The sequence below is a fragment of the Anaerosacchariphilus hominis genome (assembly GCF_014290175.1).
Taxonomy (GTDB): Bacteria; Bacillota; Clostridia; order Lachnospirales; family Lachnospiraceae; genus Laedolimicola; species Laedolimicola hominis.
The window spans coordinates 12,780-39,591 of record NZ_JACOOR010000007.1; the positions used below are offsets into that span (position 1 = coordinate 12,780).

Annotated in this window: 25 protein-coding genes; 19 read left to right on the forward strand and 6 right to left on the reverse strand. The window is 52.5% G+C overall.

What is annotated here, in order from left to right:
• Nucleotides 1-26 precede the first annotated feature (26 nt).
• The 3 genes from H8S44_RS12030 to H8S44_RS12040 form a co-directional block, all read right to left on the reverse strand.
• Nucleotides 27-1,157 (reverse strand): pyridoxal-phosphate-dependent aminotransferase family protein, encoded by a 1,131-nt coding sequence (locus tag H8S44_RS12030; RefSeq protein WP_186873685.1) that lies wholly within the window; start codon nucleotides 1,155-1,157, stop codon nucleotides 27-29.
• A gap of 31 nt (nucleotides 1,158-1,188) precedes the next feature.
• Complete coding sequence (locus tag H8S44_RS12035) at nucleotides 1,189-1,725, reverse strand: ECF transporter S component (protein WP_186873686.1); 537 nt, start codon at nucleotides 1,723-1,725, stop codon at nucleotides 1,189-1,191.
• Between the two features lie 225 nt (nucleotides 1,726-1,950).
• Nucleotides 1,951-2,217, reverse strand: a complete 267-nt coding sequence (locus H8S44_RS12040; RefSeq protein ID WP_186873687.1) for a hypothetical protein — start codon at nucleotides 2,215-2,217, stop codon at nucleotides 1,951-1,953.
• Nucleotides 2,218-2,467: 250 nt separating this feature from the next.
• Between H8S44_RS12040 and rpsF the strand changes: the two genes are divergently transcribed.
• From rpsF to H8S44_RS12085, 9 genes are all read left to right on the forward strand, one after another.
• The gene (rpsF, locus tag H8S44_RS12045; protein WP_158365092.1) at nucleotides 2,468-2,755 is read left to right on the forward strand and encodes a 30S ribosomal protein S6; all 288 of its coding nucleotides are present in this window, start codon (nucleotides 2,468-2,470) and stop codon (nucleotides 2,753-2,755) included.
• A gap of 39 nt (nucleotides 2,756-2,794) precedes the next feature.
• A complete protein-coding gene (locus H8S44_RS12050; RefSeq protein ID WP_186873688.1) occupies nucleotides 2,795-3,259 on the forward strand; it encodes a single-stranded DNA-binding protein in 465 nt (154 codons plus the stop codon).
• A 41-nt stretch (nucleotides 3,260-3,300) separates the two neighbouring features.
• A complete protein-coding gene (gene rpsR / locus H8S44_RS12055; RefSeq protein ID WP_158365090.1) occupies nucleotides 3,301-3,567 on the forward strand; it encodes a 30S ribosomal protein S18 in 267 nt (88 codons plus the stop codon).
• Nucleotides 3,568-3,634: 67 nt separating this feature from the next.
• On the forward strand, nucleotides 3,635-5,569 hold the full coding sequence (locus H8S44_RS12060; RefSeq protein ID WP_207724161.1) for an SUV3 family DEAD/DEAH box RNA helicase: 1,935 nt from the start codon (nucleotides 3,635-3,637) through the stop codon (nucleotides 5,567-5,569).
• 134 nt (nucleotides 5,570-5,703) lie between these two features.
• Nucleotides 5,704-7,752 carry a DHH family phosphoesterase gene (locus H8S44_RS12065; RefSeq protein WP_186873689.1) on the forward strand — a complete coding sequence of 683 codons (2,049 nt, stop codon included), beginning with the start codon at nucleotides 5,704-5,706 and terminating at the stop codon, nucleotides 7,750-7,752.
• 1 nt (nucleotide 7,753) lies between these two features.
• Nucleotides 7,754-8,200, forward strand: a complete 447-nt coding sequence (gene rplI / locus H8S44_RS12070) for a 50S ribosomal protein L9 (protein ID WP_186873690.1) — start codon at nucleotides 7,754-7,756, stop codon at nucleotides 8,198-8,200.
• A gap of 12 nt (nucleotides 8,201-8,212) precedes the next feature.
• Entirely contained in the window at nucleotides 8,213-9,556 is a 1,344-nt protein-coding gene (gene dnaB, locus H8S44_RS12075; protein ID WP_186873691.1) for a replicative DNA helicase, read from the forward strand.
• Between the two features lie 310 nt (nucleotides 9,557-9,866).
• Nucleotides 9,867-11,420: an alanine/glycine:cation symporter family protein gene (locus H8S44_RS12080; protein ID WP_186873692.1), complete on the forward strand. Its 1,554-nt coding sequence runs from the start codon at nucleotides 9,867-9,869 to the stop codon at nucleotides 11,418-11,420.
• A gap of 142 nt (nucleotides 11,421-11,562) precedes the next feature.
• Nucleotides 11,563-12,156 carry a MerR family transcriptional regulator gene (locus tag H8S44_RS12085; protein ID WP_186873693.1) on the forward strand — a complete coding sequence of 198 codons (594 nt, stop codon included), beginning with the start codon at nucleotides 11,563-11,565 and terminating at the stop codon, nucleotides 12,154-12,156.
• Between the two features lie 41 nt (nucleotides 12,157-12,197).
• On the opposite strand, the gene H8S44_RS12090 is transcribed toward H8S44_RS12085, so the two are convergent.
• The gene (locus H8S44_RS12090) at nucleotides 12,198-12,368 is read right to left on the reverse strand and encodes a DUF362 domain-containing protein (RefSeq protein WP_158365078.1); all 171 of its coding nucleotides are present in this window, start codon (nucleotides 12,366-12,368) and stop codon (nucleotides 12,198-12,200) included.
• Nucleotides 12,369-12,640: 272 nt separating this feature from the next.
• Here H8S44_RS12090 and H8S44_RS12095 point away from each other — a divergent pair, with 272 nt between their 5' ends.
• The 3 genes from H8S44_RS12095 to H8S44_RS12105 all read left to right on the forward strand — a co-directional run bounded on the left by H8S44_RS12095 (nucleotide 12,641) and on the right by H8S44_RS12105 (nucleotide 15,519).
• Entirely contained in the window at nucleotides 12,641-12,850 is a 210-nt protein-coding gene (locus H8S44_RS12095) for a DUF1858 domain-containing protein (protein ID WP_186873694.1), read from the forward strand.
• A 417-nt stretch (nucleotides 12,851-13,267) separates the two neighbouring features.
• Nucleotides 13,268-13,792: a hypothetical protein gene (locus tag H8S44_RS12100; RefSeq protein ID WP_186873695.1), complete on the forward strand. Its 525-nt coding sequence runs from the start codon at nucleotides 13,268-13,270 to the stop codon at nucleotides 13,790-13,792.
• Between the two features lie 2 nt (nucleotides 13,793-13,794).
• Nucleotides 13,795-15,519: a carbon starvation CstA family protein gene (locus H8S44_RS12105; RefSeq protein WP_186873696.1), complete on the forward strand. Its 1,725-nt coding sequence runs from the start codon at nucleotides 13,795-13,797 to the stop codon at nucleotides 15,517-15,519.
• A gap of 117 nt (nucleotides 15,520-15,636) precedes the next feature.
• On the opposite strand, the gene H8S44_RS12110 is transcribed toward H8S44_RS12105, so the two are convergent.
• On the reverse strand, nucleotides 15,637-16,380 hold the full coding sequence (locus tag H8S44_RS12110; protein WP_186873697.1) for an adaptor protein MecA: 744 nt from the start codon (nucleotides 16,378-16,380) through the stop codon (nucleotides 15,637-15,639).
• 539 nt (nucleotides 16,381-16,919) lie between these two features.
• Here H8S44_RS12110 and H8S44_RS12115 point away from each other — a divergent pair.
• Nucleotides 16,920-18,710, forward strand: coding sequence for a glycosyl hydrolase family 18 protein (locus tag H8S44_RS12115; RefSeq protein ID WP_186873698.1), 1,791 nt, complete (start codon nucleotides 16,920-16,922; stop codon nucleotides 18,708-18,710).
• 86 nt (nucleotides 18,711-18,796) lie between these two features.
• On the opposite strand, the gene H8S44_RS12120 is transcribed toward H8S44_RS12115, so the two are convergent.
• Entirely contained in the window at nucleotides 18,797-19,381 is a 585-nt protein-coding gene (locus H8S44_RS12120; RefSeq protein ID WP_186873699.1) for a TetR/AcrR family transcriptional regulator, read from the reverse strand.
• 152 nt (nucleotides 19,382-19,533) lie between these two features.
• Between H8S44_RS12120 and H8S44_RS12125 the strand changes: the two genes are divergently transcribed.
• From H8S44_RS12125 to H8S44_RS12150, 6 genes are all read left to right on the forward strand, one after another.
• A complete protein-coding gene (locus H8S44_RS12125; protein WP_186873700.1) occupies nucleotides 19,534-22,131 on the forward strand; it encodes a YhgE/Pip domain-containing protein in 2,598 nt (865 codons plus the stop codon).
• A complete protein-coding gene (locus H8S44_RS12130; protein ID WP_186873701.1) occupies nucleotides 22,128-24,323 on the forward strand; it encodes a YhgE/Pip domain-containing protein in 2,196 nt (731 codons plus the stop codon). Before H8S44_RS12125 ends, H8S44_RS12130 begins: the two co-directional genes overlap by 4 nt.
• A gap of 63 nt (nucleotides 24,324-24,386) precedes the next feature.
• Complete coding sequence (locus H8S44_RS12135; RefSeq protein ID WP_243167604.1) at nucleotides 24,387-25,151, forward strand: N-acetylmuramoyl-L-alanine amidase; 765 nt, start codon at nucleotides 24,387-24,389, stop codon at nucleotides 25,149-25,151.
• Between the two features lie 73 nt (nucleotides 25,152-25,224).
• Entirely contained in the window at nucleotides 25,225-25,656 is a 432-nt protein-coding gene (rpiB, locus tag H8S44_RS12140; RefSeq protein WP_186873702.1) for a ribose 5-phosphate isomerase B, read from the forward strand.
• A gap of 14 nt (nucleotides 25,657-25,670) precedes the next feature.
• Nucleotides 25,671-26,300 (forward strand): uracil phosphoribosyltransferase, encoded by a 630-nt coding sequence (gene upp / locus H8S44_RS12145; protein WP_186873703.1) that lies wholly within the window; start codon nucleotides 25,671-25,673, stop codon nucleotides 26,298-26,300.
• Between the two features lie 10 nt (nucleotides 26,301-26,310).
• Nucleotides 26,311-26,796, forward strand: coding sequence for a deoxycytidylate deaminase (locus H8S44_RS12150; protein ID WP_186873704.1), 486 nt, complete (start codon nucleotides 26,311-26,313; stop codon nucleotides 26,794-26,796).
• Nucleotides 26,797-26,812 lie beyond the last annotated feature (16 nt).

Sequence of the window (26,812 nt, forward strand, 5' to 3'; positions counted from 1 at the left end):
AGGATATAAAGTGCAGAAATGCAATTTTATTTCAAAGCCTCAAGGTAAGTCTCAGTAAGAGACCCGGTAAGCGGGACTCCCAGCTCCGGCAGTACCGCATCCAACGCCTTCATCACGGCCTCCAGCTTCTCGGCCCGGGCATTCTCGCCCATGTGTCCAATCCGGATTACCTGACCCTCCAGCACATCAAAAGAACCGGCCAGCATAATGTTAAACTGTTCCCGCACCGCCGTCAGAATCGCCGCAGCAGTTGTCTCCCTGGGTACATCAAAGACAGACACCGTATTGGAATATCCCTTCCGTGTATGCAGCTTCAGCCCGCAGGAAGTCAGCGCCGTCCGCACCGCACCGGCGATCTTCGCATGCCGCTCCAGGATGGTCGTATCTGCCTTGATATTCTCAAAGGCAGCCCGCAGTCCCCGGATATCGCTGATGGGCATGGTATACGGAAACCACTGCTTCTCAAAATACCCATCAAAGGTCATTAAATTCGCATAGAAAGAAGCAATGGGGGTATTCCGTTCCTTCATAGCCGTCCATGCAGTCGGACTCACGGTCACAAAGGTCAGTCCCGGAGGGGCGGAAACCACTTTCTGGGAACCGCCGCAGAGCAGATCGATCTGATAATCATCCACCCGGACTTCCTCGCCAAACATGGCTGAGACAGAATCCACGACGGTCAGAATGCCATAGGATTTCAGCAGCGGACAGATCCGCGCGATGTCATTGAGCACGCCGCTGGGAGTGTCGCAGTGAACCACCGTGGCGTATTTGAAGTTATGATCCTTTTCCAGATAAGCCGCCAGCGCATCCACATCCACAGCCTCCAGATAATCCACGGTATACAGTACCGGATCTCCGCCGTACATCTTCACAAAGTCCGCAAAGCCCTTGCCGAACACGCCATTGTCGATGACCAGTACCCGGTCGCCCGGCTCGGTGAGACCGGCGCAGGCTGCTTCCAGCCCCAGGATACCCTCGCCGCCCAGAATCAACGCCTCATTTTTAGTATGAAGCAGAGCGCTGATGAGCTCACAGGTTTCCTTATAGAACGTATAAAAGTCCGGATCCAGATCCGGATTGGTGCAGGGCAGGCTTCTGACTGCCAATACATTTTCCCGGACCTGTGTAGGCCCGGGCGTCATAATTTCATACATGTAAAAATCTCCTTTGAATAAGTAAAACGAATTACAGTCTCTTCTGAATGGTAACTCTCAGACGCTCCGCAATCGGAATGACGATGATCGCCGCCACGCCGATCTGTACCAGGTTACCGGGAATGGAGGTCGCCGGAGCCACCCAGTTACCGTAGATAAAGCCTTCAGCGATGTAGTAGCCTACCACTTTAATCACGCATGCAACGGCGATAGCCAGTGCGTTCCAGCCGTAGCCGTGATGCTTGTCGGTGATGGCGCCTACGGTAAAGCCCATGAAACCGACGATGACGAAGGTGAACGGGGCCCAGAGATACCAGCCGGACAGCAGGTCAAAAAGTCCCATTCCGAAGGCGCCTGCCAGAGTACCGGTGCGGCGTCCGAAGATGATGGCCGCCAGGAACAGCGGTACATTTCCCAGGTGAATCAGTCCGCCGTTGGCCGCGATGGGCAGGCGAAGGTTTACAAACGCAGTGAAAATATAGGTGAGCGCAATGAGCATTGCGTCGATAACCAGTTCCTTTGTGGTAATGCCGCTCTTCTTTGCGGCAGTAGCTTCTGTATTCAGCATAGATAAATTCCTCATCTTTCCCAGCAGTTTTGTAGGTAATAGGCGGATGTGCACAGTCCGCTGCGCTCTGCTGTTGTTAGATGCTACTATAAAGGCGGACTGGCTATTTTGAAATAGCCAGTTTTTGAAAAAATGACCAAGCCAGTATAAAAACTACTAAAACACATAGAAAAACCATGAAATAAGAAGCGTAAAAGAATGGCGCAATAAGGTTCAATGTCCGTTTTAATAATCCTCCTCGATCACCTGCACCTCCAGATAATCAAACTCAATCTGATCAATAAAACTATCCTGATAAAACCGCACTTTCGCCGTCCGTTTAAAATCCGCAATGCAGGATTCCAGCCAAATCGGCTTGCTCAGATCAAACTGATGGCAGATCTCATCCAGCGCGTTAAAGATTTTATGGGTCCGTGTTTCATCGGAAAAATCCTCAACCACTGTATCCCTCAGCATACGATTACTCTTAAACTCCCTGGCCCAGATTCGCATAAAAAACCTCCCGTTTCCAAAATCATTTCTATAATAAAGAAACTTTATATCAAAGTGATAAAACAATACTTAGAGTATAAGTGCAGCTCTTCCATTTGTCAAAGAAAGAATGTATGGAAAAATCCATGAAAATCCAGAAAAAGTCCTTGCTTTGCCGTCGAAATTATGTTATAGTATTACCTCGTGATATATTATTAAATTCCTTGTTTCCCCCGTAGAGAGGAAGCCAGAGACCAAAAGGAGGTAAAGCATGAACAAGTATGAATTAGCATTAGTTGTGAATGCAAAGGCAGAGGATGACGTCAGAACTGCTACCGTAGAGAAAGCGAAAGAGTATATCGCTCGTTACGGCGGTGTAGTGACAGAGGTGGAAGATTGGGGCAAGAAGCGTCTTGCTTACGATATCCAGCACATGAGAGAAGCGTACTACTACTTCATTCAGTTTGACGCTGACGCAACCTGCCCTGCAGAGGTGGAAAAGCACGTTCGTATCATGGAGAATGTCATCCGCTATCTGTGTGTTCGCAAAGACGCATAGAGACAAGGTTTTTAACCGAAAAAGTGGAGGATTGTTGGTATGAATAAAGTAATTTTAATGGGACGTTTAACCCGTGACCCGGATGTACGTTACTCTCAGGGAGAGAGCGCTACAGCAGTGGCGAGATATACACTGGCAGTAGATCGCAGATTCAGAAGAGACGGAGATGCAAGCGCTGATTTCATCGGCTGCGTGGCATTCGGACGTCAGGCTGAGTTCGCGGAGAAGTATCTGCGTCAGGGCACGAAGATTGCGATTACCGGACGTATCCAGACCGGCAGTTATACAAATCGTGAGGGACAGAAGGTCTATACCACAGACGTGGTCGTAGAGGAGCAGGAGTTCGCAGAGAGCAAGGCGGCAGCAGGCGAGCATGCAGGCGGCTTCCAGTCTCAGCAGAATCAGGCAAATCCCTTCCAGTCCGCACCGACTCCTTCCGCAGCAGCGGGAGACGGCTTTATGAACATCCCGGATGGTATCGACGAAGAATTACCGTTTAACTAACAATCATGGAACAGTGAAGAGTATAAAAGGAGGTAAAAGCCATGGCTTACACAAAATCCGATAGAGGCGACGCTCCGATGAGACGGAGAGGCATGGGACGCAGAAGAAAGAAAGTCTGCGTATTCTGTGGAAAAGAGAACAACGAGATTAACTACAAGGATGTAGCGAAATTAAAGAGATACGTGTCTGAGAGAGGAAAAATCCTTCCCAGAAGAATCACAGGAAACTGTGCAAAGCACCAGAGAGCTCTGACTGTAGCTATCAAGAGAGCACGTCACATTTCCCTGATGCCGTACGTAATGGACTAATTCATTTACGGAAATCAGACCCCGCAGTCGTAATGGCTGCGGGGTTTTGTTATGAAAGAGGAAAATTATGATTCAAAAGAAAAAACTGAATCAGTTTTATATAGAGCAATATGAGCGGGCAGGCCGCAAAAAGCCGAAAAAGCCCGTAAAGGAAGCGGGCATGCAGGCCAGAATCGCAAAGATTCAGAAGACCCTGCGCAGCGCCAGATCGGGACAGATCAACATCCGTACCCTGGAAGAGCTGCACCGGCAGCTAAAGAACACGGCTTCCTATGCCTACCGCAGAAACAAAGAGGATTTGATACAGGCCCTCAATGAGGAAATGCTGCCCAGGCTGCTGGAGCTGGATCTGGGCATGCTGCTGGCCGAGCAGAAGGACGGTATCAATGGGGAATTCCTGGCCTGGGCCCGGAGAACCATGCCCTGCGCCATCTGCCAGGAGCCTTTGTTTACCCTGTATCCCAAGTTCCGCCGTTATAAGGTGACGAACAAGATCCTGGAGCTGGTTCCGGCCCGGCCGGAGATGGAGTTTTTGGAGGTGCGGGAGCTGCACCGGCATTTTATTCTGCACATCGGCCCCACCAACAGCGGTAAGACCTTCCGTTCCCTGGAGCGACTGAAGAAAGCAGAGTGCGGCGTCTATCTGGGCCCATTACGTCTGCTGGCCCTGGAGGTTTATGAACAGATGAAGCGGGCGGGCATTCCCTGTACCATGCGGACAGGACAGGAGTGCATCGAGGAAGCCGGCAGCCGAATCATGTCCTCCACCATCGAGATGGCAGATTTTGATGAAAATTATGACATTGCGGTCATCGACGAGGCCCAGCTGGTGGCGGATACGGATCGTGGCCACTCCTGGACCAAGGCGGTGCTGGGACTGCGGGCAAAGGAGATCCATATCTGTATGAGTCCTGCAGCGGAGGAAGTCATTTGTCATCTTATCGGTCTGTGCCGGGATGACTATGAGATTCGCCGTTACGAGAGAAAAACTGAGCTGATTTGCGAGGATACGCCCTTTATATTCCCGGACGACGTGCAGGAGGGAGACGCCCTCATCGCTTTTTCCAAGAAGTCTGTACTGGATATTTCGGGACGGCTGGAAGAAGCGGGCGTCAAGTCCAGCGTCATCTACGGCAGTCTGCCCCCGGAGATCCGCCGCCGCCAGACCCGCCTGTTCAACCAGAAAAAGACCAAGGTGGCCGTGGCCACAGACGCCATCGGTATGGGCCTGAATCTGCCGGTGCGGCGTATCATCTTCATGCAGACAGACAAGTTCGACGGCGTCAGCCGCCGACCCTTAAAGATTCCCGAAGTGAAGCAGATCGCAGGCCGGGCCGGACGCTTCGGCATCTATGATAAGGGTTATGTGAACGCCCCGGGCGAGCGGGAGCTGGCCTTCATCCGGGAACTGTACCAGGCGGAGGAAGAGCCCCTGACCCAGGTAAACCTGGGATTCCCCCAGATCCTGCTGGATATCGACGCGCCTCTGGACGAGCTCATGAAGATCTGGTACTCCGTTACCCCCTCAGAGCCCTTTGTAAAGGAAAATATCGACGAGGCCCTGTATCTTTATGAGCAGGCGAAAAGATACCGGAACCAGATCGACGGCTTTGAGAATAAGCATCTGGTCTACAAAATGATCACTTGTCCCATCGACATCAAGGATCGCAGAGTAGTATCCCTGTGGCTCAATTACTGCAGAACCTACACAGCGGACGTGTGCCTGGAAAAGCCGGAGTTCTACCGGGATCGGAAGGGCGGTATCATGCAGTATGAGACCTATTACAAGCAGCTGGACCTGTACTACCAGTTCTCCCACCGCATGCAGAAGGAAGTGGACGAGGAATGGCTGGCCGCCCAGCGGGAAAAGACTGAGATGCGGATTATGAACTACCTGGCCAAAGGAAAACAGAATTACATCGCACGCTGCAAATACTGTGGAAAGCTCCTGCCCCTGGGCACGCCCTTCCAGGTATGCGACGACTGTTATGGGAAGCGCTGAGAGGCGCTTCCTTTCTCTTTCTTTGTGCGGCAAAAGCTTTCTTTTGCTGTTCTTGTAAAGTGACAGTCAGTTGTGCTATAATAGAAATATTAAGTAGCAGACAAAGATGAAAAAGAATAATAGAGGGGACAAAAATGAAAAGAAAGGTTCAGTTAAAGGGCCGCCTGAAGCGCTATGTTCAGTGGCCCATTCTGATGAGCATTCTGCTGCTGATCATGAATCTCTGCATGTATGCCGTGTCCGTAAAGGCCGGTATTCTGATGAGCGCCTTTGTGCTGCTGTACATGGGGATCGTGATCGTGCTGTACGTGCAGAACCGGAGCCAGATCTACGGAGAGCTGGTGTCTTTCGCCACCCAGTACGGACAGGTACAGAGGAAGCTTCTGAAGGAGCTTGCCATACCCTATGCGCTGCTGGACGAGGACGGCAAGGTTCTCTGGGCGAATACGGCTTTTTTTGTGGCCTGCGGCAAGGGCAAAAAAAATCTGCGGAAGTCCATTACCCACTTTTTCCCGGAATTCACCCTGGATTTACTGCCGGAGGATGATTTCGAAGACACCCGGGTGGTGCGGTTCTCTTCCGAGGAAAAGGACTACCGGGCGGATGTGCGCCGGGTTTACCTGGATCACATCATGGAGGACAATACTTTCCTGGACGTGGAAGAGGACGACGGCTATCTGATCGCGGTTTATCTCTTTGACGAGACAGAGATGAACCATTATATCCGCAGGATTAAGGAACAGCGTCTGGTAGCAGGCCTTCTGTATCTGGACAATTACGACGAAGCCCTGGACACGGTGGAGGAAGTCCGCCGTTCCCTGTTGGTGGCCCTGGTAGATCGGAAGATTAATAAGTATTTTGCCTCCTTTGGAGGTATCGTGAAGAATATCGAGAAGGATAAGTACTTTATCGCCATCCAGGAAAAGGATCTGCCCATCATGCGGGAGAATAAGTTTGAGATTCTTCAGGACGTTAAGACCGTCAATATCGGCAATGAAATGGCGGTTACTTTGAGCATGGGCTTTGGCTGCGCGGGAAAAACCTTTGCGGAAAATTATGAGTTTGCCCGGATCGCCATTGATCTGGCCCTGGCCCGCGGCGGCGATCAGGTGGTTATCCGGGAGGGCGAGAAGATCTCTTATTTTGGCGGAAAGACCCAGCAGGTAGAGAAAACCACAAGGGTCAAGGCCCGGGTAAAGGCCCACGCTCTCCGGGAGTTTATCGAGAGCCGGGATAAGGTGATGGTAATGGGACACCGCCAGACGGACGCGGATTCCTTCGGTGCGGCCATCGGTATCTACCGGGCAGCCAAGGTGCTGGGCAAGCGTGCTTATGTGGTAATGAATGAGGTGACCACCTCAGTGCGGCCTATGAAGGCCTGCTTTGAGGATAATCCGGTCTACGAGTCGGACATGTTCCTGAGCAGCGAGCAGGCCATTGAGATGATTGACCGGAATACGGTACTGGTGGTGGTGGATACGAACCGTCCCAGCTATACGGAGTGTCCGGAGCTTCTGTCCCGGACGCCCACCATCGTGGTACTGGATCATCATCGGCAGACCAATGAGCAGATCGAGAACGCAGTGCTCTCTTATATCGAGCCCTACGCGTCTTCTGCCTGCGAAATGGTAGCGGAGATTTTGCAGTATTTTGACGAAGGACTAAAGATTAAAGCGGTGGAGGCGGACTGTCTCTACGGCGGTATCATCATTGACACGAATAATTTTACCAGCAAGACGGGAGTGCGTACCTTCGAGGCCGCGGCGTTCCTGCGCCGGTGCGGAGCGGACGTAACCCGTGTCCGCAAGATGTTCCGGAATGATATGAGCGAGTACAAGGCCAGAGCCGAGGCGGTGCGCCACGCGGAGCTGTATCACGGCTTTGCCATCGCCGTCTGCCCCAATGAAAGTCTGGAAAGCCCCACCATCGTGGGAGCCCAGGCAGCCAACGAGCTTCTGGACATCAACGGGGTCCGGGCTTCTGTGGTGTTGACCGATTACCAGCATAAGACCTATGTGAGCGCCCGTTCCATCGACGAGGTGAACGTACAGCTCCTGGCGGAGCGCATGGGTGGCGGCGGCCACCTGAATATGGCCGGAGCCCAGCTGGACTGCGGTGTGGAAGAGGCCATGGAGATTGTAAAGCACACCATTGACAAGCTGCATGAGGAAGGAGAATTTTAACATGAAAGTAATTCTGATTGAAGATGTAAAGTCCCTGGGTAAAAAGGGACAGTTAGTAGATGTAAACGACGGATACGCAAGAAACTTCATCCTGGCAAAGAGGCTGGGACTGGAAGCTACTCCCAAGAACCTGAACGATCTGAAGCTGAAAAAGGCCAACGACGAGAAGGTGGCAAAGGAGATCTATGAGGAGGCAAAGGCCTTCGGCGAGCGCCTGAAGGAGATGGAGGTTAACGTAACCATCAAGACTGGAGAAGGCGGCAAGATCTTCGGCTCCGTATCCTCCAAAGAGATCGCGGAGGCAGCGAAGGCACAGCTTGGCATTGAGCTGGATAAGAAAAAAATGGTGCTTCCCAGCCCCATCAAGACTCTGGGTACCACCCTGGTTCCCATTAAGCTGCATCCCAAGGTAACCTCCGAACTGAAAGTCAACGTAAGAGAAGCATAAGAGAGCTGTAAGATGGAAGAAGCAATCATCAAACGAGTGATGCCTCACAATATCGAGGCGGAGCAGTCTGTCATCGGCTCCATGATCATGGACCGGGAGGCAGTGCTGGTGGCGTCGGAGCTTCTGACTGGGGAGGATTTCTACCAGAGGCAGTACGGCGTAGTCTTTGACGCCATGGTAGATCTGTTCAGCCGGGACGAGCCGGTGGATCTGGTGACCCTGCAGAATGAGCTGCGGTCCCGGGATGTGCCGGAGGAGGTCAGCAGCATGGAGTTCGTCCGGGAGATTCTGGAGCGGGTCCCCACCTCTGCTAATGTAAAATATTATGCCAATATCGTGGCGGAGAAGTCCACTCTCCGGAAGCTGATCCGCCTGAATGACGAGATCAATAACCTGTGCTATGCCGGAACCGAGCCGCTGGAAAATGTGCTCGATCAAACGGAAAAGAAGGTTTTCGATCTGGTACAGCGCCGGAACGCCGGAGACTTCGTGCCCATCAAGCAGGTGGTTCTGAACGCCATTGAGAAGATCGAAGCGGCCTCCCGTACCAAGGGAAATGTCACAGGTATCGCCACCGGATTTAAGGATCTGGACTATCAGACCTCAGGCTTTCAGCCATCGGATCTGATTCTGATCGCGGCCCGTCCCTCCATGGGAAAGACCGCCTTTGTACTGAATATCGCCCAGTATATGGCTTTCCGCAGTGGAGAGACCGTAGCCATTTTCAGCCTGGAGATGTCCAAGGAGCAGCTGGTGAACCGACTTCTGTCCATGGAGTCCGGCGTAGATGCCCAGAAGCTTCGAAACGGTAATCTGTCCGATACGGACTGGGAGCGCCTGGTGGAGGGCGCCGAGGGCGTGGCCCGGTCGAACCTGATCATCGACGATACGCCTGGTATCACCCTGGCGGAGCTCCGAAGCAAGTGCCGGAAGTACAAGCTGGAGAATAAGCTGGGAATCATCATGATCGACTACCTGCAGCTCATGTCCGGTGGCGGACGATCCTCCGATTCCAGACAGCAGGAGATCTCCGACATCTCGAGAGGCCTGAAGAGTCTGGCCCGTGAGCTGAACGTGCCGGTGGTGGCCCTGTCCCAGCTGAGCCGTGCGGTGGAGCAGCGTCCCGATCACCGGCCCATGCTTTCGGATCTGCGTGAGTCGGGAGCTATCGAGCAGGATGCGGATATGGTTATGTTCCTGTACCGCGATTCCTATTATAATAAGGATACAGAGCTGAAGAACCTGGCGGAGGTCATTGTGGCCAAGCAGAGAAATGGCCCCATCGGCACCATCAATCTGCTGTGGATGCCCGAGTACACCACCTTTAAGAACTTTAAGCCGGGTCCACCGGTATAAAAGACATAAAATATAGGAAAAATCCGGACCGATTCCGTAGGGAACAGATGTATAACGGCTGAAAAACAAAAATATTTTGGAAATCATACAATATAACAAAATAATTTTAAAACGAATGACAAAATCACCGGAGCAACAGAAAAAGATACTTGAAAGCCCCGGAGCCTCTGTGCTAAGATATAGAAAATCGCGCAGGAGTTAAAAGTGAAATGTCGACGGAGACAACCAGATACAGGTTGTCTCCGTTTTTTTACTCTACAGGAAACCACTGCGGCGGAGAGGCAGTAGAGCGCGTGAGGAGGATGAGGTTATGATTGATATGATTACCAATGTAAACGGTGCGGTCAACAACGTGGTGTGGGGCTGGCCGGCATTGATTTTGCTGGGCTTTACGGGAGTGCTGATGACTTCCATGACGGGCTTCTTCCAGCTGTCCCATCTGGGCCACTGGCTGAAGAATACCATCGGCTCCATTTTCAGTGATAAGAATATCACGAAGCACACGGAGGATCGGAGTATTTCTCAGTTCCAATCCCTGTGTACGGCCCTGGCAGCCACCGTGGGTACCGGCAATATCGTGGGCGTGGCGGGAGCCATCGCCGTAGGCGGCCCTGGCGCGGTGTTCTGGATGTGGCTCATCGCTTTCTTCGGTATGATGACCAACTACTCCGAGAACGTGCTGGGTATCCTGTACCGCCAGAAAAACGGCAAGGGCGAGTGGGCCGGAGGCGCCATGTACTATCTGCGGGACGGCCTGGGCGCTAAGAAGGGCTGTAAGAAGCTGGGCACCGTGCTGGCAGTTCTCTTTTCCTGTTTCTGCCTGCTGGCCTCCTTCGGTATCGGCAATATGAGCCAGGTAAACTCCATGGTAAGTAATGTATACACGGCTTTCGGTATTCCGAAGCTGGCCACCGGCATCTTTCTCTTCGCAGCGGTGGCGCTGGTGGTCATCGGCGGCCTGAAGCGTATCGCGGCCATCACAGAGAAAATCGTTCCTTTTATGGTGTTGCTGTATCTGCTGGGGACTTTAGTCATCATTGGCATGAACATTTCTACGATTCCGGCTGTGTTCGTATCGATTTTCAAGGGCGCTTTCGCCATGAAGTCCGTGGGCGGCGGCATCGTGGGATCCGGTATCGCCCTGGCCATGAAAATGGGTATGAAGCGAGGCGTATTTTCCAACGAGGCGGGCCTAGGATCTTCTGTTATGGTACATTCCAGCTCCAATGTGAAAGAGCCGGTGCGCCAGGGCATGTGGGGCATCTTTGAAGTGTTCGCGGACACTATCGTGGTCTGCACCCTGACGGCGCTGACCATTCTCAGCTCCGGCGCGGTGGATCTGGCCACCGGACAGCTGACCGGCCAGGCGGCTGCCATCGAGTCCAGCTCCCTGGTGAGCTATGCCTTCGGCAATCATTTCGGCTTTCTGGGATCCGCCTTTGTGGCCGTCGCGATTCTGCTGTTCGCCTACTCCACCGTACTGGGCTGGAGCCATTACGGCGCGACGGCCTGCGAGTACCTGTTCGGCACCGGAGCTACGAAAATCTATCGGATGATCTTCGCGATTATTGTGTTGGCTGGTTCCGTAATGAAAGCACAGCTGGCCTGGGATATCTCCGATACCTTCAACGGCCTGATGATGCTTCCGAACCTGATAGGCGTGGTGACCCTGTCGCCCATAGTCATGCGCTGTACAAAGAATTATGTGGCCCGGAACCTGCACGGCGAAAAGGTGGAACCCATGCTGTCCATGTTCCCGGACATTCAGAAGATGCAGGAGGCGGCATTGAAGGAAGAGCTGAGAGAGGAAGCAGATGCGGCGGCTATCGCCTATGGAGCTTCTGATTCCGTGGCAAAAGATTAAGAATTTTTCAAATATGGAATTGCATTGATATGGAATTTCCAAAATATGGTTGAAATTTTCCCGAAACCTGTTATACTGTTGAATATGGAAAAATATTACATTTCCACAGAGCAAACCCACAGAAGGACAGGAGGAGAGTTTCATGAGCGAAGTACGTTATATGATATCTGATGCGGCGAAGCTGGTGGACGTGGAAGCACATGTGCTGCGCTACTGGGAAGAGGAACTGAAGCTTCCCATCGGGCGCAATGAAATGAGCCACCGTTACTATACGGAGGAAAATATTCGGTTATTCCGGCATATCAAGGAACTGAAGGATCGGGGCGTGCAGTTGAAAGCTATCAAACTGCTGCTTCCGGATTTGGAAAAGGGGGATACGGAGATCACCCATCTGGTGGCCCGGGTGGAGGGCCTGCCTGCGGAGGAAGGCGAGGAACATGCCCGGGAAGAGAAGATGCAGCAGTTCCAGTGCATCATGAGCCGCCTGATTTCCGAGGCCCTGGAGGACCACACGGAGAAGATGGGCTGCGAGATCGGAACCCAGGTCAGCAGCCAGGTTATTAAGGAGATGGACTACCTGCTCCGCATGAAGGAGGAGCGGGAGGACGAGCGTTTCCGCCGTCTGGACGAGACTATCCGGAATTCTCAGAAAAACCGCAGGGAAAAGGCGACCCTTGCAAAAGAAGAAAAGAAAAAATGGAGCTTTTTCGGACAGAAAAAAGGACAGGTCTTTTGACCTGTCCCTTTTCGTTCTGCTTTTGTCAGATATCAGACAGATTACTCTGCGCTGATAGCTCCGTGCGGGCACTCAGCCTCGCAGGTACCGCAATCCAGACATGCGTCTGCATCGATCACGTACTTGCCATCTCCCTCGCTGATAGCCTCAGCCGGACAGACAGCTGCGCAAGCGCCACAATCCTGACAATCATCACCGATTACATAAGCCATAGTGTAAATCCTCCTTTTATTATCCTACAGACCACAGGCCTGCAGGTGATATATGTTGTTAATATCGCCATGGCGATATCCATGTACAGGTGTATTTTATAATAAATATTCGGAATATACAAGTGAAAAATCTATAAACACGGGATTGTATGCAAAACTGTACAAAAAAATCCTTGCAAAGCACTCGGAATTCGATTATAATATTTCTGCTATACAGGAATAATACCGACAAGAGCGGTAAAGATATTCATAATCATAAGGAGGAACATAAAATGGCACAGGTAAATAAAGATATGCTCATCGCAGATGTACTGAAGACAGACGAGAACATGGCAGGAATCCTGATGCGCGAAGGCATGCACTGCGTAGGATGTCCGGCACATCAGATGGAGTCCCTGGGCGAAGCAGCCATGGTTCACGGCATCGATCCGGACACCCTGGTAGCAAGACTGAACGCTTTCCTTGCAGCCAGCCAGGCATAGTTTTTTATTATTATTAGTTCAACATGAAACAGCCAGGTTCCGACGCCGCTTCCGCGACCGTCCGGAACCGTCCCGAAAGGAGCACCGCAGCGAAGCTGCCGGTGCTCCTCTCTTTTTTATGGAATAGGAAATTCCGATAGAATTCCCTGTTCCATAAAAGCAAGCAGAGCTTGCAAAGATGCGCACTCGGCGCAGTGGTAGATGGTTGCCAAGGCAACCGCGCCTCGGCGCGAGAATGTGCCATTGGCACATTCTTTTTTATAATCGGCCACAGCCAGCCCGACACATGCGTTCCCCATAAAATTACAAAAATCACCTAAAAGGTATTGAAACTATATAAAAGAAGTATTATACTATAAAAAGTTTTTAAGAAAGTTTATCGATTTTTTAGAAATAAAGCAGAAAGACACACCCATTATGGAATACACAAGAGAAGCCGCCCTGACCCGGCTGCTGAAAAGCTATCAAACCTATTATGATATCCACATGTCAGACGACGAGACTCCCATCACAGCCCGCTGTGATTTTTTTGAGCATTCTGAGAAATATGTGCTTTCCCAAAAAGCCGAGCTCTGGTCCGCCGACAATGAGGAATACCTCTATCTGGTGGATATTCCCCATCTGACCCTGGAGCTATATGAGAAGTGGCGCGACCACATCCAGGGAGACGGCATGAGCCGGATTCAGGTGGGCCCGGGCCACATGGCTTCCTATATTACAGCAGTCTTCGTCTGCGATACCTGCGACGAGGATGCCAGAAAGGCATTGAAGAAATGCCGCATTTACAAAAGTTTTCATTTTTCACTGCACGGCTGGATGGACCACCATACAGCAGTAGTCCAACTGTCCACGGGACAGATTGATGCCAACGCGGGCGGACGCCATACAGCGAAAATTTTGAAAAAAATCCTATATGCAAAGAAAAAGAAAGGGAGTATGTAACAATGAATTCACTGGTACTTCTTCTCATCTGCGTTGCAATCCTGATTGTAGGCTATATCTGCTACGGCGGATGGCTGTGCAAGCAGTGGGGCGTAGGTGACAGCAAAACTGAGACACCGGCTCACACCATGGAGGACGGTGTAGACTACGTTCCGGCAAAAGCTCCGGTTCTGATGGGACATCATTTTTCCTCTATCGCAGGCGCAGGCCCGATTACCGGACCCATCGGCGCAGCGATGTTCGGCTGGCTGCCGGTAACCCTTTGGGTTCTGGTTGGCGGTATCTTCTTCGGAGGCGTCCATGACTTTGGCGCTCTGTTCGCATCCGTTCGTAACAAGGGACAGTCCATCGGCGAGATTATTTCTTCTAACATGAGCAAGCGCGCAAAGCAGCTGTTCATCATCTTCTCCTACCTGACCCTGATTCTGGTGGTGGCAGCCTTTGCTTCGATTGTAGCGTCTACCTTCGGCGCTGTATACGATGAGAGCGGCGCTCTGAATCTGGCAGCATCCGAGACTCCGGCTACCGTAGCCATGATCTCCATGCTGTTTATCGCCATTGCTATTGTATTTGGCTTCTGTGTATACCGCCGGAATATGCCCATGGGTATCGCTTCCGTAGTCGGCGTACTGGCTATCGTTCTGATCATGGCAGTGGGTATGAATTTCCATCCGATTTACCTGTCCACCAAGACATGGATGTGGATCGTGGGTATCTATATCGCCATCGCTTCTGTAACGCCGGTATGGATCCTGCTTCAGCCCCGTGACTACCTGAGCTCCTTCCTGCTTTACGCAATGCTGATCGTGGCGTTCTTCGGTGTCGTTGTGGCGCATCCCACCTTCGACAGCACCTTCCCGGCAGTGACAAGCTTCGCTGTAGACAACGGAAATGGTGTGCAGTATATGTTCCCGGTTCTGTTCACTACGGTTGCCTGCGGCGCGATTTCCGGTTTCCATTCTCTGGTGTCCTCCGGAACTACCTCCAAGCAGCTGGACAGAGAAAAAGACGCAAAGCCCATCGCCTACGGCGGAATGCTTCTGGAGTGTGTGCTTGCAATCCTGACCCTGTGCGCCATCGGCTATGCTTACAAGTGGAACGCGACTCATCCGGATGCGGCTCTGACCGGAGCTACCGCGATCTTCGGCGGTGGTATTGCTCACATGATCGACGACGTGATTCCGGGAAGCTACAGCATCCTGAATTCCCTTCTGGTACTGACCTACTCCGCATTTTGTCTGACCTCTCTGGATACAGCGACCCGTCTGGCACGTTTCATGTTCCAGGAGTTCTGGCTTGAGCCGGGCGAGACCGCCAAAGACGTAAAAGAGGGCTGGAAGAAGGTTATGGTAAATCCCTACTTCGCCACCATCCTGACGGTAGTTCTGGGCATCCTGCTTGGCATGACAGGCTACGCAAAGATCTGGGGTCTGTTCGGAGCAGCAAACCAGCTGCTGGCAGGCATTGGCCTTCTGGCTGTGGCTACCTGGCTTGGCAACGTAGGCAAGAACAATAAGATGTTCCTGATCCCGATGGCCTTCATGATTGTCGTAACCATCTGCTCTCTGTGCCTGACGGTAAAGAACCAGATCGGCATGATTGCGGCAGGCGGCGCGGACTGGGGTCCCTGGGCGCAGACCATCTTTGGTATCCTTCTGATTGCCCTGGCTATTGTCTTGGTAATCGAGGGCGTTCAGACATTGAAGAACCCGAAGAAGGCAGCGTAAGCTGTTGCAATAAGAAAAAAGATATTTTAGGAAATTCCAATAGAATTTTCTTTGGAGGTTGGCCTGACAGATCAAAAAACGGTTCCCCAATATGGGGAACCGTTTGTATTCTTAAGTTTACAGCCCGGCCAGCTTCTGCAGGGCCTCGTCGGCGATCATGAGTTCTTCGTGCTCCTCCAGGTAGGCTTCACCGGCAGAGGAATACTTCTCGCTGTTGCCGTACTCGGAGAGGATATTGGAGAACTTGTTGAACTCCTCGGGTGTGTGGGAACTCTTGCGGATCACCAGGCAGTAGTCGCCGTCCCGGGACAGGCGGTACAGGGAATTGAAGCCGTGGTAGCAGCCCTTCAGTACGTGGGCGGCATGGATGACCGTATCCAGATCCGGGAAGGAGTAGATGCGGCTGATATCCAGCTCGTTGGCCAGGGTGACAGCCTTCTTGGGCTCCGCGTCGTGGGCCGCACTTTCCTTCAGCTGACGGTCGATGAGCTTGCGGAACATATCCAGCACATTGTCCGCGCCTTCGGGAAGGATGCCGTTCAGATCGTTCACGTCCTCCGGGGTATTGTCTCCGCCGGGGGCGAATTTGGCGAAGCGGGTGTCCAGCTCCTCCGGATCCTCCACCTTCGTGATGATGAGTACGATACACTCATTGGGAAGGGGAATGGCCTCGATCATCAGGGGAATATTGTCCGCTTCAAAACCGAACTCGATGGCTGCCTGCTGCATCATATCCCGAAACAGTTCCTTGGCCTTTTCTGTACCGTAAGCCAGCTCACTCAGCTTGATCTGGCGGTTCGCCAGGTCATCCCGGGTCAGGGTACAGCGTATCTGATTGTCATTCAGTTTTTCTATCTTCATAATCCTCACATCCAAATCTATCTGAAAATCAACAGGTTTTACTGTTTCTCTTCTATTATATACATTTTTGAAAGTATATACAATACGGAATCCAAAGTCAAGCCCTGAAAAATGGCAATTTTTTATGAATAAACAATAAAGAAAGTATGAAATTTCCGGAAGGGACGCATATTGCGGCGAAAAGCCGCATACAATAAAAGAAGGAAGGCCGTTCGGCACAGAGTTCAGGTTACATTCTCGAATATATTTTACAGAAAGGAGGCAAAAAGCAAAATAAGTCCCCGTGTAAGCCGGGCTGATTCTCAGATTCCCGCACCAATTCGGTGCAGTTCCATGATGTAAGAAAAAACTACGCGGACGGCATTTCCGACCATAATATATCACGCACTCCTTTTGGAGACGGAGGCTGCGGCCCAGACAAATGCGGTGAGGACCCCTCCGAGCCGGACAGGGCAGGACGGGCCGCGGAAGTCTCCGTAAAAAAGGGGTGACGGACAGGAAAAATTCTGTTATGATAGGGGGAACAGGAGGTTTCTGCTATGGCGACGAGAAGACGAAAGAAAAGAAGAAGATCACAGGCAAACAGAAGACTTGCGTCGGTACTTGCGGCGGCAGTGCTGGTCGTAGTGGCGCTGATCGGCGTGCTGGCCAGTTATCTGATTGAGAAATACACTCCTTCCAAGGAACGGATGAGCTGGAACGAGTATTATTCCGTGGACTCGGAGGACGAGGCGGCCGTCATTTTGAACGACAAGCTTACGGACATCAAGGCCCGGGTCATCGACGGGGAGGTCTATGTGACCACCGATACCCTTTACGATTATCTGAATTCCCGTTTCTACTGGGACGCGAAGGAGAATTTGCTTTTGTACACCACTCCCACGGAGCTGATCACAGCCCAGGTGGGAAGCAATACCTACACGGTGGCGAAGCAGTCCTACACCGAGGATTACGCGCCGGTGAAGGCGGACGGTGAGACGGCTTATGTGGCTCTGAAATATATCCAGAAGTATACGGGCGTGCAGTATGAGCTGCTGACCGGCGATGTGAACCGGGTAAATATCATTACAGACTTTGGCGCAAAGGATACCGTAAAAGCAAAGAAAAAGGGACAGGTCCGTTACCGGGCCGGTATCAAGAGCCCCATCCTGACTGATGTGGCCAAGGGCGATACCCTGTACGTGCTGGAGGAGAGCGAGGACATCGGCGACTGGACCAAGGTGCGTACTGCCGACGGACTGATCGGCTATATCCGTAATAAATGTCTGGGCGAGAAGGGGCAGGAGACCATCGAGTCCAATTACGAGGAGCCGGAGTACACCAGTATTTCCAAGGACTACACCATCAATATGGCATGGCATCAGGTGACCAATCAGGACGCCAATAACACCGTGCTGGAGACCATCGCGAAGACTAAGGGACTGACCACCATTTCTCCCACCTGGTTCTTCCTGAAAGACGACGACGGCAATATCGAGTCCCTGGCGAATTCGACTTATGTAAACTACTGCCACCAGAATAACATCGAGGTATGGGGTCTGGTGGAAGATATCACTTATAAAGACACCATTACCGATTATGAAATTCTGTCCAGAACCTCATCCCGTCAGAGACTGGTGACGAACCTGATTGCCAAGGCCATTGAGTACAAACTGGACGGAATCAATGTGGACTTTGAGTACATCAAGGACGAGACGGCCAAGGCCTATGTGGAGTTTATCCGGGAGCTGTCCGTTATGTGCCGTCTAAACGGCATCGTCCTTTCTGTGGACAACTACCGTCCCGCCGACCACAATAAGTACTACAACCGCAAGGAGCAGGGCATCGTGGCGGACTATGTGATCATTATGGGCTATGACGAGCACTACGCAGGTTCCGAGGAGGCCGGAAGTGTGGCCAGCCTGAGCTGGGTGAAGGAAGGAATCGAGGAGACTCTGAAGGAGGTTCCGGCGGAGAAGGTCATCAATGCGGTTCCCTTCTATACCAGACTATGGGAGGAGCGGCCCAAGACTGAGGAGGAGCTGGCCCTGGAGTCCGATACGGACACGTCCAATCCGGTGGTGGTGACCAGCAAGGCTTACGGTATGGACAGCATCGACAAGATCCTGGCGGCCAAAGGCGCGTCCAAGACCTGGGACGAGGAATCCGGCCAGTATTATGCGGAGTACACCGCAGATGGCAAGACCTATAAGGTATGGCTGGAGGAGGAAGAGTCCATCGCCAAGAAGGCAGAGCTGATGAAGCAGTACAATCTGGCAGGTATCTCCGCATGGAAGCTGGGCTTCGAGCGGTCCGATATCTGGGATATCATTCTTCGTTATGTAAACTAAAAAGAGCATAAAAAACTCCGGGCTGTGAGAAGTGTTACAGAACATTTCACAGGCCCGGAGTTTTGATATTGCGATATTTGAAGAAATTATGCAGAAGTTCCTGCGGAATCCCCGCTCTGAGGCTTCCGGATGCCGTGGAGGGTGGCTTCCCCCACCAGGGAGGCCAGCTTCTCAAAGGGAAGTGGAATTTCCTCCCGCAGCCAGGAAATATAGACTGCTGTGACGCCGGAAATAAAATACTCGGCGTAGAGCCGGAGTTCAGGGGCGGGCATGTCGATCTGGGACTTGTAGATCTCTGTAATGAGCCGAATCATAGTGCGCTTCAGCTGGGACCAGAAGAACAGCTCCGGATTTTCTTTGGACAGGTATCGGTACAGGTCGATATCCGGCTCAATGAGCTGATTCAGACAGTGAAACAGCAGATCCGTGTCAAAGGGATTCTTAAAGAACCGGTGCCGCTCCAGGATAAGGATCAGATCATCCAGTTTCCGACGGCTGGCGTCCTGGCTTACATCCTCCAGGGATTCATAGTGCAAATAAAAGGTCTTCCGGGCGATGTTGGCCCGGGAGGCTACTTCGGAAATCGTGATTTTAGAACCGCGTTTTTCCATAATCAGAGCAAGATAAGCCTCCACGATGGCTTCTCTTGTTTTTTCTACTCGTTTATCCATGAATAAATACCCACTTTATCTACATTTGTGAATTAATTCTCGAAACGGTCAACACTGGTCATTGACCGTTAATTTTTTTCTATTATAATATATATTTCAGGTAAAGATCAATGAAATAATCTAAGGATATTTCTGAGGAGGAAATGATTTCTATGAAGAAGGTAATGGAGATTTTCAAAAGAGATCTCTGCCGGTTGAGGAAAACACCGGCGGCTATCATCGTAGCCGTGGGCATGTGTATTATTCCGGCGCTGTACGCCTGGTTTAATATCGCGGCAAACCGGGATCCTTACGGAAACACAGCAAATATCAAGGTGGCTGTGGCAAATAACGACGTGGGGGCAGAGAACAAAAAGAGAACCTTGGACGCAGGCCGGCAGATTCTGGACCAGATGGAAGAAAACGACGACCTGGGCTGGGTATTCACGGACGAGGAGGATGCGGTAAACGGCGTAAAATCAGGAAAATACTACGCCGCCATCGTAATACCGGAGACCTTCAGTGCAGATTTGCTGCAGATAGAAGACGGAACCCTCGGAAGTCCGGAGATTAAATATTATGTAAACGAGAAACGGAACGCGGTAGCGCCCAAGATCACAAACACGGGTTCCACCACCGTTCAGAATAAGATCGAGGAAGAGTTCTACAAGGTGGCTTCCGAGGCCATCGCCGAGGAGCTTCAGAGCGTGGGCGGCAGCCTGGCGGACGATCTGGAGACCACCAATGATAATATTCTGAGCATGATCGCCGACGCCCGCAAGAACTTCCAGGACTATCAGACCGTGCTGGCAAATGTGGAATCCACCATCGCCAAGAGCAGTGCCCAGATCGCCCACACCCAGACCACTCTGGATCAGGCCATCTCCGCAGCCAACTCCGGCAGCAAGTCCTTCAAGGAAGCCAAGGAGTTGATTAAGAGCAGCCGGAAAAATGTCCGAGCTTTCGGAGCGACCTTCGACCAGAGCATGAGCGACGGAGAGACGCTGCTGACAGATATTCAGACCACGGCCAGCAAGAATCTGGGTGGTCTGGAGACCACGGCCCAGCAGATGAATACGCTGATGGGGGCGTTAAAGAGGACTGCGGAGAGTATTAAGACGGACAGCAGTAATTCCATTCAGGCTTTGGATGATACGATTGCGGCATTTAAGGCGAAGCTGCAAAATCTTCAGAGTCAGCCGACTCCGGATCAGGCAACGCTTTATCAGATACAGGAAGTTATCAAACAGCTTACAGAATCCAAAACCGCCCTTGAAGGCCTGCAAAAGCAGAACGGGGATGTTTTAACCCAGATCGAGGAAATGCAGGGAAGCACCGGAACCCTGAATCATATCATGACTGATATGAGCACCACCCGGAAGGACTCCGAAAAGCTGCTGGCCCAGGGAAAGACCACTCTGCGGGATTTGAGAAGCGGCCTGAACCAGAATCTGATGCCGGGTCTCAGCTCCTCACTGGATACGGTGTCCGGTCTCACAGGCGATATGAAGACCACCCTGAAGGATGTGGCAGCCACTGCAGACCAGATGAAGGGCCTTCTGAATGAACTGGACGCCAGCCTGACCTCCGGTTCCGAGGCCCTGAAGCAGACAGGAAATTCCCTGTCCCTGGTGGATGAGCGTCTGGCCGGCCTTCAGAGCGATCTGGAGACCCTGCGGGCTTCCGATGCTTACCAGGAGATTCTGGATCTGCAGGATATCAATCCGGACGCGGTTTCCAAATTTATGACCTCTCCCATCCAGCTGAACAGCACCACCTTCTATGAGATGGAGGACTATGGCTCCGGCATGACGCCCTTCTATACGAATCTGGCCCTCTGGGTAGGCGGCATGGTGCTCATCGCCATCATGAAACAGGAAGTGGACGAGGACGAGAAGGTGAAGAAGTTTACCCTCCGTCAGGCTTACTTCGGACGGCAGATGATTTTCATCCTCCTGTCTGTGATTCAGTCCCTGATCGTGTGTCTGGGCGACCTGTATCTTCTGAAGGTACAGTGTGTCCACCCGGGTCTCTTTATCCTGACCGGCGTGGTGGCGGGCTTCGTATACCTGAATCTGATTTACGCTATTACGGCAGCCTTTAAGCATATCGGCCGGGCTATCTTCGTGTTCCTGGTTATCATCCAGATTCCGGGATCCACAGGAACCTTCCCGGTGGAGATGATGGGCGGCTTCTATCAGGCCATCTACCGTCTGATGCCCTTTACCTACAGTAACGGAGCCATGCGTGAGGCCATCGGAGGCCTGTATTACAATACCTATCTGAAGGATATGGGGATTCTGGCAGCCTACCTGCTTCTGGCCCTGCTCATCGGACTGGTGTTAAGACCGATGCTGCTGAATCTGAACGCCATGTTTGACCGGAAGCTGAAAGAGGCAGATTTGATCATTTATGAAGAGAATAACAAGACCGACGACTGCCCGCCGGAGCTGATCGCGGCGGCTCTGCGGAGAGATCCCCAGATGCGGGAGGAGTTCCGGGAGCGCGCGGAGCGGTTTGAAAAGACCTATAAACGGCGGAAGCGGATCGGTTTCCTGCTGATGGCAGTGGTGCCGCTGATTTTCCTGATTCTGATGTTCAGCGTGGAATCCAAGCTGATTTATCTGGTACTGTGGATCGCGACCCTCATCGGCCTGTCCCTCTACCTGATCTGGCTGGAATATCACCATGAGCGCATGCAGAAGCAGCTGCAGCTGGACGGGCTCTCCGAGAGTGAGCTTCTGGCGGCTATGAAGGAGGAAAGAGCATGAGAAACATCCTGCAGATTTTTTTAAGAGATGTAAAGAAAATATCACATAATACGATTGCTCTGATTATCATGATCGGTATTCTGGTGGTTCCCACCCTGTATGCCTGGTTCAATATCGGCGGCAGCTGGGATCCTTATGAGAATACTTCGGACATCAAGATCGCGGTGGCCAGCGACGACGCCGGATACCAGGGAGACCTGCTGGCAGTGGATATTAACCTGGGCGACCGGATTCTCACCTACTTCCATGAGAACGACGACATGGACTGGGTATTTACCGACAGTGAGGAGGCCGTCGAGGGCACTAAGGCGGGACGCTACTATGCGGCCATCGTGGTTCCGGAGACCTTCAGCCACGATATGATGACCCTGTTTTCCGTCAACGAAGAGCTGGTAAACCCGGAGCTTCAGTATTATTCCAATGATAAAAAGAATGCCATCGCTTCCATCGTAACCGAGAAGAAGGGCGACGCGGTCAAGGGCGAGGTCAGCGAGAAGTTCGTAAAGGCCATTTCCCAGGCAGCTCTGGAGGCCATGAAAACCGTGGTGAATATGGCAGACGAGGCGGACCAGTCCGACCTGGTAGACAACCTGCTGGTGAATCTGGACGACATTTCTTCCGATCTGACAGCGGCAGCAGGAACCGTGAGGGCCTTTGAAAATATGTCCTCCGCAGCCAACGGCATGCTGTCCACCACATCCACCTTCCTGCAGGATACCAAGGGACGCTTTGACGGCGACCTGGATTCCCTGAAGGAGGTCAAGGGAACCGTCAAGGATGTGAAGAGCGCCATGGAGGGCACCACAGACAACCTGAACGCCGCGCTGAAGTCCAGCACGGCACTGTATACCCAGATGTCCCAGGTGGTCAAAAACGCCATTTCCACAGTGGCCAACTCCGAGGACCTGAAGAATGAGCTGGCTACCCTGAAAGCCACGTCTGCACAGCTGGTAGCGGGATATGAGATAGCCGTAAATCAGATTGGCAATATTGTAAATGACGAATCGAATAAGGATATCGTAGAGTCAGCGCAGCTGAATACGCTTTATGTGGATCTGTGTACGATGCTGCAGTATGCCAAGGTATTGCAGCAGGGCCTGACCCAGGTGGAGCAGGATCTGGCAACCATGGCCACCGACGCGGCCACTGCCCAGGCGGAGATCGACAAACTGGTTTCCCAGGCAGCCCAGAATGCAGCCTCCGTCCAGAAGGACTACGAGGATAACGTAAAAAAGGATCTGGATGATCTGTCCAAGTCCGTATCCAAGACCCATTCCAAGGTATCCACCCTGATGGATTCCGTGGACGCCGGTATCGACGGCGTTACCGGACTGGCGGACGGCGCACAGTCCGACCTGACCAGGCTTCAGAAGACTCTGACCGACTCCGGGGACCTGCTGGAGCGGGCGGCAGCGGATCTGACCGACCTGGCGGATCGTCTCCGGGACGAAAAGGGCCGGGACAGCCTGGATACCATCGATTCCCTGCTGGACGAGGATCTGGACGTGGTGGGAACCTTCATGTCCACACCGGTGGAACTGACCACCGAGCACGTCTATGAGGTGGAGAACTACGGCTCCGCCATGGCTCCCTTCTACACCACCCTGGCCATCTGGGTAGGCGGCGTCGTCATGGCGGCCATGCTGAAGGCAGGCGTAAAGAAGAAAGAGCTGGAAGGCCTGACCAATGTAAAAGAGCATCAGAAGTATCTGGGAAGATACCTGCTGTTCCTGATTCTGGGACTGCTCCAGACCACCCTGATCTGCCTGGGAGACCTGTATTTCCTGGGTATCCAGTGCAAGAGCCCCCTGCTCTTCCTGCTGGCTGGCTGGGTGAGCAGCATCGTCTATGTGAATATTATTTATACCCTGTGCGTTTCCTTCGGAGACATCGGAAAGGCCGTCAGCGTCATTCTGATGGTACTGCAGGTGGCCGGTACGGGCGGAAACTTCCCCATCGAGCTGGCACCAGCTTTCTTCCGGAAGCTGTACAGCGCCCTGCCCTTCGTCTACAGCATGAACGCCATGCGGGAGACCATCGCGGGCTTTTACGGAAACTACTACTGGGAGCAGCTGGGCACCCTGCTTCTCTACCTGATCCCGTCCCTGCTGGTGGGCCTGCTTCTCAGGAAGCCCATCATCAAGTGGAACGAGCATTTCGAGGAAAATCTGGAAAGCACTCATATGATGTAAAAATATGCTTATACCGCAAAGAATCCGTCATATACTTTAGCAATAAAGATATGGCGGATTTTTATGAGAGTATGGAAAAGAAAACTGCAGGAGGCTGCCGCCGGGGGCAGCGCCCTGAAGGACCTGCTGGCCGGCCGAGAACGGAGGGCGGGACTTCTAATGGCGGCCCTGGTGCTGACGGCGGCGGTGCTCTTCGGGCACAGCGGGAGAATGCGGGAGGCGGCGTCTTCCGGGGTGAAGAGCAGGAATCCGGCCACGGTGATCATCGACGCGGGTCACGGAGGCGACGACCCGGGCAAGATCGGTGTGGACGGAGTCCGGGAAAAGGAACTGAATCTGGCTATGGCCCTGCGTCTCCGGGAGCTTCTGGAGCAGCAGGATCTGGATGTGGTCATGACCCGGGAGGATAACGAAGGCCTCTACGACCGGAACGTTGCCAATAAAAAGGCCCAGGATATGCGGAACCGCTGCGCTATGATCAATCAGGAGCAGCCGGCCTGCGTGGTGAGCATCCACCAGAACAGCTACCACGCGGAATCCGTCCACGGGGCCCAGGTTTTCTATTATAAGACCTCCAGAGAGAGCCGGAAGCTGGCGGAGATCCTTCAAAAGGAGCTGGTCCGGGTGGTGGAGCCGGAGAACCACCGGAAGGCCAAGGCCAACGACACCTATTACCTGCTGAAAAAGACGGAGGTGCCGGTGGTGATCGTGGAATGCGGGTTCTTAAGCAACTGGGAGGAGTGCGCGAAGCTGCAGGATGAAGTGTATCAGGAAAAACTCATGTGGGCGGTCCATCTGGGAGTTCTTAAATATCTGAATGAGCGCTGAATTCGTTGCCTTTCCTGTAAAAAAATGATATGATATGAAAAAATACAAATTTAACATAACAGGAGGAAAAAAGATGATAGCACTGGGATGTGATCATGGCGGCTATGAGCTGATGCAGGAGGTAATCGCATATCTGGAGAAGGAAGGACTGGAGTACAAGAATTTCGGTACCTTCAGCACAGACGCGGTGGACTATCCGGACTACGGCCATGCAGTGGCAAAGGCGATTCTGAGCGGAGAGTGTGAGAAGGGTATCCTGATCTGCGGAACCGGCATCGGTATCTCCATTTCCGCCAACAGATACAAGGGAATCCGCGCGGCACTGTGCAGCGACTGCTTCAGCGCAGAGGCCACCAGACTCCATAACGACGCGAACATTCTGGCTATGGGCGCCCGCGTACTGGGACCGGGACTGGCAGTGAAGATCGTAGATACCTTCCTGCACACCGAGTTCTCCAATGGAGAGCGTCATATCAGACGAATCGAGAAGATCGAAGAATTATAAGGAGGAACAGAAGAATGTCAAAAGTAGTAGTAATGGACCATCCGCTGATTCAGCACAAGATCGGAGTGATCCGCAAGAAGGAAACAGGAACCCGTGAGTTCCGCGATATGATCAGCGAGATCGGCGTCCTGATTACCTACGAGGCTACCAAGGATCTGAAGCTGCAGGACGTGGAGATCGAGACTCCCATCTGCAAGACCACCGTAAAGGAACTGGCAGGAAAGAAGCTGGCAGTCATCCCGATTCTGCGTGCGGGTCTGGGCATGGTAGAAGGCGTTCTGGCCATGATCCCCTCTGCAAAGGTGGGCCATATCGGTTTGTACAGAAATGAAGAGACCCTGGAGCCCATCGAGTATTACTGCAAGATCCCCAAGGACTGTGACGAGAGAGATGTTTTCGTGGTAGACCCCATGCTGGCTACCGGCGGATCCGCCATCGCGGCGATTCAGATGCTGAAGAACCGCGGCGTGAAGAATATGCGCTTCCTGTGTATTATTGCAGCGCCGGAAGGTGTAAAGAAGCTCCAGGAGGCTCATCCGGATGTGGATATCTACATCGGAGCTCTGGATGATCATCTGAATGAGAACGGCTACATCGTACCGGGACTGGGCGACGCGGGAGACCGTATCTTCGGAACCAAATAAGGAGAACTGTATGAGCGGTAAGAGACAGGACTATATCAGCTGGGATGAATATTTTATGGGCGTGGCTCTGTTGTCCGGTATGCGTTCCAAGGATCCGAATACGCAGGTGGGGGCCTGTATCGTGAGTCAGGACAATAAGATTCTGTCCATGGGCTACAACGGATTTCCCAAGGGATGCGAGGACGATGAGTTTCCCTGGGAGCGGGACGGGGACGCCAATGAGACCAAATACCCCTTCGTGACCCATGCGGAGCTGAACGCTATTCTGAACTACCGGGGCGGAAGCCTGGAGGGGGCGAAGATCTACGTGGCCCTCTTTCCCTGTAATGAATGTGCGAAAGCTATCATTCAGGCAGGATTGAAGACGGTGGTTTACGCCTGCGACAAATACGCGGACACGGCGGCCACCCTGGCCTCCAAGCGCATGTTCCGGGCAGCGGGCGTGGAGCTGGTAGAGTACCTGCATACCGGGCGAGAGATTACCCTGGAGGTGTAAGCCGGCCGGGGATAAA